This window comes from Actinocrispum sp. NPDC049592 (assembly GCF_040675465.1).
Lineage (GTDB): Bacteria > Actinomycetota > Actinomycetes > Mycobacteriales > Pseudonocardiaceae > Kibdelosporangium.
Map to the genome: position 1 here is coordinate 321127 of NZ_JBFAPA010000013.1, position 9616 is coordinate 330742.

Consider the following 9616-nt stretch of genomic DNA (forward strand, 5'->3'; position numbering starts at 1 on the left):
ATGTCGCTTCTCGACCTGCAGGGTATGGAATCGTCGGCCCCGGCGAACGGCGGCGGTGGCGGCAGCAGCAGCAGCGGCCACAGCTGCCCGAGCAACCTGTCCGTGACCCTGTGCGACGGCTCCTCCGGCCTGTCTGTGCTGATCTGCCACTGAGTCTGGCGATCCACACCAGCAGGCGCTGCCTCGGGACGACTGAGCCTCGCCCCGGGGCAGCGCCCTCATGATAGGAGCTTGGGTGTGCCGACGGCATTCGGCTTGATAGCCCGGCAGAGCGGCCGATGGCTGCCCTGGCTCGCGGCTTCGGCCCTCGCCGGGACGTTGTGCACCCTCGCTCTGCCCACTGTGCTCGGTCGCGCTGTGGACGCCATCGTCGCTGGTGGGACCGGAAATCTGTGGCTCGTGGCCGCCGCTGTGCTGATCGCACTGGGGATCGCGGTCGACCTTCTTGACAGTTTCGTAGGAACCGCTTGTGCGGCAAGTACAACAGCTTGGTTACGTAATCGGCTGATCCGGCATCTGCTGGCGGTCGGCCCGGATTCGCGGTTCGACACCGGCGATCTGGTCACACGTGTGTCTGGGAACGCCGTCGACGCGGCACAGGCGGGGCCGAGCCTGCTCACAGTGTGGGTCGCGGTGCTGCCGCCGGTCGGCAGCCTGGTCCTGCTCACCCTCATCGATCCCTTGCTCGCGGCGGCCTTCCTGGCCGGGGTGGCGCTTGTCGCCCTGGTGCTTCGCGCTTTTACGAAACGGACGGCCGCGGTCATCACGTCCTACCAACGGGTCCAGGGCCGGATCGCCGCCCGCCTGACCGAGTCGCTGACCGGCGCGCGGACCATCGCCGCCGCGGGCACCGTGCACGACGAGAAACGCCGCGTGCTCACCGACCTGCCCGCGCTGCACGACCAGGGCATGCGCAGCTGGCACGTGCTGTCCCGGTCGGTCGCCCAGGGCGCGGTCGTCGGTCCACTCGTCACCATCGCGGTCCTCGGCGCCGGTGGCTTTGCCCTGGCGGCCGGGCGGATCACGCCGGGTGAGCTGTTCGCGGCCGTTCAGTACGCCGTCATCGGCGCCGGGCTGGGCAGCATGACCGGGATCTTCAGCCGGCTCGCCCGCGCCAAGGCCGGGGCGAACCGGGCCGGTGAGGTCCTCGACGTCGAGCCGATGGGCTATGGCCGGCAACGACTTCCACGCGGGCCCGGCGAGCTGGAGTTCCGTGAGGTGTCCGTCCACAGTGGAGACGCGCTGGTGTTGGACGGGGTGAGCATGACGCTGCCCGGCGGGGCGGCGGTCGCGGTCGTGGGCCGGTCTGGCGCCGGAAAGTCAGTGCTGGCAGCGGTTGCCGCCCGGCTGCGCGACCCGTCGGCCGGGCAGGTCCTGCTCGATGGCGTTCCGCTGAGTGACCTGGGGCACGCCGAACTGCGGAAATCCATTGGCTGCGCGTTCGAGCGACCGGTTCTGGTGGGCGGGACCATTGCGGACGCGGTCGGCATGGGCCGGGACTCTAACAGTGTTAGAGAAGCGGCGAAGTCGACCCACGCGCACGAGTTCGTGACGCGGCTTCCCTTGGGCTACACCACACCCCTGGCCGACGCGCCGATGTCCGGCGGCGAGGCCCAACGCCTTGGCCTGGCCCGGGCCTGGCACGCGCAGCGCCTGCTTGTCCTGGACGACGCCACCTCCAGCCTGGACATGGTCACCGAGATGCAGATCAGCCAGACCCTCACCGGTGACCACGGCCACCGCACCCGCCTCATCGTGACCCACCGGGTGGCGACCGCGGCCCGCGCGGATCTGGTGGTATGGCTGGACTCCGGGCGGGTCAGAGCGATCGGTACGCACGAACACCTCTGGCTCGACCCGGCCTACCGCGACGTTTTCGGGGCCGCCGCATGATGCGCGAGGTCCGGTACGGCATGGCGGCCCTGCGCGGCCGCCCCGCTGTTGCGTTGGCCGCGTGGTCGCTGCCCGAGGCCTTGCCCGCTGCGGTGTCCGGTCTGGCTGTGGCGCATGCCGTGGATGACGGGTTTCTGGCTGGGAACCTGGTCGTCGGGTTCGTATGGCTGGGCGTTCTGTTCGCCGCGTCGGTGATCGGCGCGGCCGGTTCGCGAAAGGTGTTCCAGCGCCTGGGGGAGCTGGTCGAACCGTTCCGCGACGAGCTGGTGCGCAAGGTCGTCGGCGGAGCCCTGCGTCGCGCGGTCTCCGGACAGCGGGACGAAGGCGCTCTGGCTCGGCTGACCCGTCAGGTGGAGGTCGTCCGGGACACGTTCGCCGGGATCATCGTGGTGATCCGGGGTTTTCTGGTGACCGTGGTCGGGGTGGTCATCGGCTCGCTGTCGTTGGCGCCGGTCGTCGTTCTGCTGATCCTGCCGCCGTTTCTGCTCGGCTTCGGCGCTTTCCTCGCCATTCTCGGGCTTTCGGCTTCGAAGCAGCGCGCTTCCGTGCTGGCCGACGAACGTCTGGCCGGGACGGCGGGCGCGGTGCTCGCCGGAACCCGTGACGTGGTCGCGGCCGGAGCCGAGGAACACGCGGCCGCCATGGTCGCGGGCCCGATCCAGGACCAGGCCGACGCGGAACGCGCGCTGGCCAAGGTCGCCGCGCTGCGCACCGGGTGTTATGCCCTCGGCGCTTGGGTTCCGCTCCTCGTGCTGCTCGGCGCCGGCCCATGGCTGGTCTCTCGGGGCCTGACCGCCGGCGCGATCATGGGCGGGCTGACGTATGTCCTGTCTGGACTCCAGCCCGCCCTCCGAGCCGTCATCGCCGGGGTGGGCGGCAGCGGGCTGCGGTTCGTGGTCACCCTCGGCCGGATCCTGGACGAGTCCGGTGACCGGCCGCTGCCGCCGCGCCCGGCCCTCCAGCCGGACGGCCACGACCTGATCCTGCGGGACGTCACCTTCGCGTACGGCCCGCACGCCGAACCGGTGCTGTGTGACCTCGACCTGACGGTGATGGCCGGTGAACACCTGGCGGTCGTGGGACCGAGCGGGATCGGAAAGTCCACTTTGGCCAGTCTGGTCTGCGGGCTGCGCCGCCCCACCTCGGGCACCGTGCAGCTGGGCGGCGTTCCGGCGCGGGAGGTCGTTCCCGAGGCGCGGGTGCTGATCCCGCAAGAGGCATATGTGTTCGCCGGGACGTTCCGGGAGAACGTGACCTATCTACGGCCGGACGCGACGAACGCGGAGATCGAGGCCGCGGTGGACGCGGTGGGGGCACGTTCGCTGGCCGACCGGATCGGCTTCGGCGAGGCGGTCAACCCCGCGGAACTGTCCGCTGGGGAGCGGCAACTCATCGCGCTCGTGCGCGCATACCTTTCCACGGCACCGGTTGTGGTGCTGGACGAGGCGACCTGCCACCTCGACCCGGTCGCCGAGCGGCGCGCCGAGCTGGCGTTCGCCCAGCGCCCGGGGACGCTGATCGTCGTGGCCCACCGGATCAGCTCGGCGCGGCGGGCCGAGCGGATCCTGGTCCTCGACGGGGTCAGCGCGGCCGTCGGCGACCACGCCACACTGCTGGCGACGTCACCGCTCTACCGGGACCTCTGGGGGCACTGGGCATCCTCACAACCAGCCCGCCTCACGGACGATGCGGATGGCGTCGATCCGGGTGCGGGCACAGGTCTTGTTCATCACCTTGGACAGGTAGTTGCGCACGGTCCCCTTGGACAGCGACAGCCGGGAGGCGATCTCCGGTCCGGAGGCACCGTCGGCGGCTAACCGCAGTACTTGCAGCTCCCGTGGGGTGAACGGGTTCGGTCCGGCGGACAGCGCGGCCACCGCCAGGCCCACGTCGATCACCTGGTCTCCCCTGGCCACCCCGCGGATGGCCTGCAGCAGGCGTTCGGCCGAGGTGTGCTTGTCCACTACCCCAAGCACCTCGGTGGAGAGCACCTGCTGGATCAGCCCCGGCGGCTTGGCCGCGGCCAGCGCGACCACCTGCGTGTCCGGTAAGCAGTCCCGCAGCTGATGGACGAGCGTCAGCCCGTGCGAGCCGGGATGGTCGATGTCGATCACCGCCACGGCCGGGCGGATCCGGGCCGCGACCGCGACCACTTTCTCATCGCACTTCAGGTCGGCGACCACCTCCATGTCGTGCTGGTCGGATAACAGCGTCACAAGCGCGTCGCGTAACAGGTCCATGTCAACGACGAGCAGCACACTGATCAGGCGCGGTTCGGTGGCCGCGCCACGGTACGCCTCCGGGCTCATCTGGGGCCCTGCCGACATCATCCCTCCCTCGGAGTGCAGTCAGGCGCGCACTCCATGCGACGGGTAGATAGGGCACGGGCAGATGGCCGTTACCTGGCGGGCGGAGAGGTGGATTCGTGCTCATACGATCGGAGTAGTCGTCACACCAGCCGATCTTCGAGCAACTCGACGTCCGCGCTGCTCATCCCGGCTTTCGTCAGGTAGTCGCGGGCGTTGAGCCGTTCGAGGGTGGCCAGCAACGAGTCGCGAGCGGTCGTACCTGAACGGGCGATGACCTTTTCGATGGCGGCGGTCTGGTCGTCGAGGTTCAGCTCCGCCCAGGCCGGCTTGAGCCGCTCGGTGCTCAGCGCGTGGTCGGCGACGATCGCCTCCGGTTCGACGTCCGCGAGAGCCAGTAGCACCAGTGAGATCAGGCCGGTGCGGTCGCGGCCGGCGGCGCAGTGCAACAGCACCCCGCCCGGCTCGGCGTGCGCGATCGCGGTGCAGACCTTGGCGATCTGGTGCGGGAACCGGTCCAGGAACGGCGTGTAGTACAGCGGCGTGCAGCTGGTGAAGTCGCCGTTCTCGCCGTACTTGTTCCAGAACTCCTCGTCGGACCGGTCGTCCAGCGGGATGGTCAGCCTGGTGATCCCCTTGGGCTCGACGCCGTCGAGCATCTCGTGCTCGCCGCGCAGGTCGATGCGCGTGCGGATGCCGTAGTCGTGGACCTTGGCCCAGGTCTCCTCGGAGAAGCGGTCCGGGTTGTCGGACCGGACCACTGCGCCCCAACGGGTCTGGCCGCCATTCCGGCGCGGCAGACCGCCGAGGTCGCGCGCGTTGTAACAGCTGTCCCAGTCCAGGTGCCGTTCCACAGTCATGGGCTCCAGCATGCCTGAGGCCCCCGTTGTCCTGGACAAGTCAAAAATTTGCGTAATGACGTTTATATCTTGCCGTGATCTGTTCGCAATGCGTACACTCCGGGCACCCGGCAGCGTTGCCGGGAAAGAGAGGCAGACATGCGCACCCTGCAAAGCATTGTCGGCCTGTTGACCCTGCTCTTGCTAGCCAGTGGTGTGCCTGCGCCACCGGCTGTGGCAGCGGTACAGGCGGTATCGACCGACGTCCATCTCTTCTACTACCCCTGGTACGGCAGCCCCGCGAGGCTCGGCAGCTACCGGCACTGGGACCAGGGCGGGCACACGCCGCCCAACGACATCGGGGCTAACTTCTACCCCACCCTGGGCGCGTACGACTCCGGCGACCCCGCCGTGGTCGACCAGCACATGGCCTGGGTCCAGCGGTCCGGCGCGGGCGTGATCGTGACCAGCTGGTGGGGCCAAGGGTCCTACGAGGACAACCTGGTACCCACGATCCTCGCCTCGGCGGCCAAGTTCGGCATCAAGGTCGCCTGGCACCTCGAGCCCTACGGCAACCGGACCGCGGAGTCCACGGTCGCGGACATCAACTACATCAACAACAAGTACGGCAGCAGCCCGGCGTTCTACCGGGATGCCGCGCACGGCAACCGATCTGCGTTCTACGTGTTCGAAAGCCTGCGGATCGCCGACTGGACCGCGCTGGACCAGGTGCGGTCGTCCAGCATCGTGCTGGCCCAGACCACCGACACGACCAAGGTCGCGCACTTCGGCGGGATGTACACCTACGACGGCATCGCGGGCGCCACGGCTCCCGGGTGGAAGAACGCCTCGGACTTCTGCAAGGCCAACGGTCTGGTGTGGGCGCCCTCGGTGGCTCCGGGATATATCGACGATCGCGCGGTTCCGGGGAACTCGACGCCGACCGTGGACCGGGCGAACGGTGGCACGTATGACAGGGAGTGGGGCAACGCGCTGAACCCGGCCACCGGTGGGGCGCCGACATGGGTGTCGGTGACCTCGTTCAACGAGTGGCATGAGGGTTCGATGCTCGAGCCCGCGCGGTCTTCTCCGCCTGGTGGGCAAGGGTATTTGACGTACTCCGGCGCCTATGGGACTTCGGGTGCGGCTTCGGAAACGGCGTACCTGGATCGGACGAGGTACTGGGTCGGGCAGTTCACCGGTGCGCCGGGTCCGCTGCCGAACCCGGATCTCGCTTTGGGGCGGCCGGTTTCCGCTTCGTCCAACGTGCCTGGGTACTTCCCCGGGTACGCCGTCGACGGTAACCAGGGGTCGTACTGGGAGAGCGCGAACAACGCTTTCCCGCAGTCGCTGACCGTGGATCTGGGGACGGCTTCCCCGGTGTCCAAGCTGGTGTTGAGACTGCCTTCGTTCTGGGGTGCCCGGACGCAGACGCTGTCGATCCTCGGTGCCGGGAATGACCTGGCGTTCCAGCAGGTTCTGGGGTCCTCGGGCTATACCTTCAGTCCCTCTTCGCAGAACACCGTGACCGTGACGTTCGGGCCGGTGACCTACCGCTATCTCCGGCTTTTCTTCACCGCCAACACCGGGTGGCCGGCCGGGCAGCTCGCCGATCTGCAGGCCTATCGCGTTTGAGAGAGGACGCCGATGTCTTCAGCTCCACGGCGTCGGTGCGGCTTCACGGCCGCACTGCTTGTCACCGCCGCCTTCGCTGTTCCCGCCCCGGCCTTCGCGGGGTCCACCATTCCCGCCGCCGACTACCAACAGGTCCAGCTCGCCCTCGGTGCCGGCGAGCTGGGCGAGCCCATGTCGATCGCCGTGCTGCCCAACAGATCCGTGGTGCACACCGCACGTGACGGCACAGTGCGGGTCACCGATGCCGCTGGGACCACCGTTCAGGCTGGGAAGCTGAACGTGTACTCGCACGATGAAGAGGGTCTGCAGGGTGTGGCCGCGGACCCGAACTTCGCCTCGAACCGGTTCATCTACCTGTACTACTCGCCGCGCCTGTCCACTCCGGACGGTGATGCGCCGACTGATGGGACGCAGGCGGATTTCGACCGGTTCAAGGGTGAGCTGCATCTGTCGCGGTTCGTGTTGACCACCAACAACACCCTGGACATGGCTTCGGAGAAGGTCGTCCTGGTGGTGCCCAACGACCGTGGGCAGTGTTGTCACGTGGGCGGGGACATCGACTTCGACGCCGCCGGGAACCTCTATCTGACTACGGGGGATGACACCAACCCGTTCCAGTCCGACAGCTACACGCCGATCGACGAGCGGACCTCGCGGAACCCGCAGTTCGACGCGCAACGGTCCGCGGGGAACACGAACGACCTGCGGGGCAAGGTGTTACGGATCCACCCACAGGCCGACGGGTCGTACACCATCCCCTCGGGGAACATGTTCGCGCCGGGGACTTCCGGGACGCGGCCGGAGATCTACGCGATGGGGTTCCGCAACCCGTTCCGGATGAGCGTGGACAGGGCCACTGGGATCGTTTACCTGGGTGACTACGGTCCCGATGCGGGGACGACGAACCCGCAGCGTGGGCCGAACGGGCAGGTGGAGTTCGACCGGATCACCTCGCCGGGGTTCTATGGGTGGCCGTATTGCACTGGTACCAACACTTCTGACGAGACCTACAACGACTTCGTGTTCCCGTCTGGGCCTTCTGGGGCGAAGTTCGACTGCGCGGGCGGCCCGACCAACAACTCGCCGCGGAACACCGGGTTGCAGAAGTTGCCTGCTGCCAAGGCTTCCTGGATCAAGTACGGCGGGGACAACGGGACTCCTCCCGAGTTTGGGACCGGGTCCGAGTCGCCTATGGGTGGACCGGTGTACCGGTATGACGCTGCCAACCCGTCGACGGTGAAGTTTCCGGCTTCGTTGAATGGGCGGTTCTTCGCCGGGGAGTATGGGCGGCGGTGGATCAAGGCCATCGAGGTCACCGGGTCTGGTGGGGTTGGGGACATCGGAGCCTTCCCTTGGACTGGGACTCAGGTCATGGACATGGCCTTCGGGCCTGATGGGGCGTTGTATGTGCTCGACTATGGCACGGGGTCTGGGAATCAGGCGTTGTGGCGGATCGAGTACATTGGTGGGCAGAACCGGAATCCCGTCGCTGTGGCTGCCGGGTCGCCTACCTCCGGGCGGGCTCCCTTGGCGGTCAACTTCTCGTCCGCGGGGAGTAGTGATCCTGAGGGTGGGGCTTTGACCTACTCCTGGGCTTTTGGCGATGGCGGTACTTCTACCGCTGCTAATCCCTCGCATACCTACACGGCGAACGGCAACTACACGGCTACTTTGACCGTGCGGGATCCGCAGGGGTTGACTGGGTCTGCGAACGTCCTGATCTCCGTGGGGAACACGGCGCCTTCGGTGACGCTTGCGTCTCCTTTGGACGGTCAGTTGTTCTCGTTTGGGGATACCGTGCCGTTCCAGGTGAACGTGTCCGATCCGGAGGATGGGTCGATCAACTGTTCGCGGGTGAAGGTCACGTATCTTCTGGGGCATGACAGTCATTCGCATCAGATCACTTCGGTGAACGGGTGCTCGGGGTCGATCGCCGTGCCTATCGATGGGGAGCATGATCCGGCGGCGAACGTGTATGGGGTGTTCGATGCCGAGTACACCGACAACGGTGGGCTGACCACCCACAGCGTGCGGAAGTTGCAACCTCGGCACCGGCAGGGGGAGCACTTCAGTTCGCAGTCCGGGATCCAGCTGGCCACTCACGGCGGGGCTGAAGGTGGTACCACTGTTGGTTTTGTTGACAACAACGACTGGGTTTCTTTTACTCCGTACGCTTTGAACGGGGCCGGGAGTTTTACTGCTCGAGTCTCTTCTGGTGGTGTTGGTGGGACTCTTGAGGTTCGTACTGGGTCTGCTAGTGGGCCTCTGGTGGGATCTGTGGCTGTTGCCAATACTGGGAGTTGGGACAACTTCGTTACTGTCTCTGCTGGGTTGTCTGGTGTTCCTGCTGGGACCACCTCTTTGTTCTTGGTTTTCAAGGGGGTTACCGGGCAGGGGAACTTGTTTGACCTGGACTCCTTCACTTTTGGGGGTTCTGGGCCGGTGACCCGGACTGTGGAGGGGGAGGCTTTTACCTCCACCTCTGGGGTTCAGGCCGCCGCTCATGCTCCCGCTTCGGGTGGGCAGACCGCCGGGTTCATTGAGAACGGGGACTGGGCTGGGTACTCTCAGGTTCCCGCTGCTGGGGCTCGGTCCTTCTCTGCTCGGGTCTCTTCCGCTGGTTCTGGTGGGACTATTCAGGTTCGGGCTGGGTCTGCTACGGGGGCTCTGCTTGGGTCTGTCTCTGTTCCCAACACTGGTGGGTGGGAGACTTTCCAGACTGTCTCCACGTCCCTGTCTTCGGGTTCTGGGGCTCTGTTCCTTGTTTTTGTTGGGGGGACTGGGTTCTTGTTTGATGTGGATACACTGACGGTTCAGTATTAGTTGTTCTTCGGGTTCGTCGAAAGATGCGCTCGCCGCGCGGCAGCGCCACCCAGAGGGGGTTCAGGGCCGTGCCCTGTCCCTCCGGTATGGCCTGCCCGGAGGGAATCACATCTGTCAAGT

7 protein-coding genes and 1 pseudogene are annotated in these 9616 nt (G+C 66.9%); 5 read left to right on the forward strand and 3 right to left on the reverse strand.

Annotation, left to right across the window (positions count from 1 at the left end):
* From AB0J95_RS30760 to AB0J95_RS30770, 3 genes are all read left to right on the forward strand, one after another.
* On the forward strand, positions 1 to 153 hold the full coding sequence (locus AB0J95_RS30760) for a SapB/AmfS family lanthipeptide (protein ID WP_364765451.1): 153 nt from the start codon (positions 1 to 3) through the stop codon (positions 151 to 153).
* Between the two features lie 84 nt (positions 154 to 237).
* Entirely contained in the window at positions 238 to 1893 is a 1656-nt protein-coding gene (locus AB0J95_RS30765; RefSeq protein WP_364765454.1) for an ABC transporter ATP-binding protein, read from the forward strand.
* On the forward strand, positions 1890 to 3710 hold the full coding sequence (locus AB0J95_RS30770; RefSeq protein ID WP_364765457.1) for an ABC transporter ATP-binding protein: 1821 nt from the start codon (positions 1890 to 1892) through the stop codon (positions 3708 to 3710). Before AB0J95_RS30765 ends, AB0J95_RS30770 begins: the two co-directional genes overlap by 4 nt.
* On the opposite strand, the pseudogene AB0J95_RS30775 reads toward AB0J95_RS30770, so the two are convergent.
* Positions 3639 to 4223: pseudogene (locus AB0J95_RS30775) on the reverse strand (response regulator transcription factor); the annotation flags it as partial. The gene AB0J95_RS30770 and the pseudogene AB0J95_RS30775 sit on opposite strands and share 72 nt — an antisense overlap.
* A gap of 119 nt (positions 4224 to 4342) precedes the next feature.
* Positions 4343 to 5059, reverse strand: a complete 717-nt coding sequence (locus tag AB0J95_RS30780; protein WP_364765460.1) for a tyrosine-protein phosphatase — start codon at positions 5057 to 5059, stop codon at positions 4343 to 4345.
* A 138-nt stretch (positions 5060 to 5197) separates the two neighbouring features.
* On the opposite strand from AB0J95_RS30780, the gene AB0J95_RS30785 reads away from it, so the two are divergent.
* Entirely contained in the window at positions 5198 to 6673 is a 1476-nt protein-coding gene (locus AB0J95_RS30785; protein WP_364765463.1) for a discoidin domain-containing protein, read from the forward strand.
* A gap of 18 nt (positions 6674 to 6691) precedes the next feature.
* Here the strand turns inward: AB0J95_RS30785 and AB0J95_RS30790 are convergent, their stop codons facing one another.
* Positions 6692 to 6964 carry a hypothetical protein gene (locus AB0J95_RS30790; RefSeq protein ID WP_364765507.1) on the reverse strand — a complete coding sequence of 91 codons (273 nt, stop codon included), beginning with the start codon at positions 6962 to 6964 and terminating at the stop codon, positions 6692 to 6694.
* On the opposite strand from AB0J95_RS30790, the gene AB0J95_RS30795 reads away from it, so the two are divergent.
* The gene (locus AB0J95_RS30795) at positions 6845 to 9496 is read left to right on the forward strand and encodes a carbohydrate-binding protein (protein ID WP_364765504.1); all 2652 of its coding nucleotides are present in this window, start codon (positions 6845 to 6847) and stop codon (positions 9494 to 9496) included. The genes AB0J95_RS30790 and AB0J95_RS30795 overlap by 120 nt on opposite strands.
* Positions 9497 to 9616 lie beyond the last annotated feature (120 nt).

Coding starts and splice junctions, on each gene's coding strand:
- AB0J95_RS30760 (WP_364765451.1), top strand. CDS start 1: ATGTCGCTTCTCGACCTGCAGGGTATGGAATCGTCGGCCCCGGCGAAC.
- AB0J95_RS30795 (WP_364765504.1), top strand. CDS start 6,845: ATGTCGATCGCCGTGCTGCCCAACAGATCCGTGGTGCACACCGCACGT.
- AB0J95_RS30770 (WP_364765457.1), top strand. CDS start 1,890: ATGATGCGCGAGGTCCGGTACGGCATGGCGGCCCTGCGCGGCCGCCCC.
- AB0J95_RS30785 (WP_364765463.1), top strand. CDS start 5,198: ATGCGCACCCTGCAAAGCATTGTCGGCCTGTTGACCCTGCTCTTGCTA.
- AB0J95_RS30780 (WP_364765460.1), bottom strand. CDS start 5,059: ATGACTGTGGAACGGCACCTGGACTGGGACAGCTGTTACAACGCGCGC.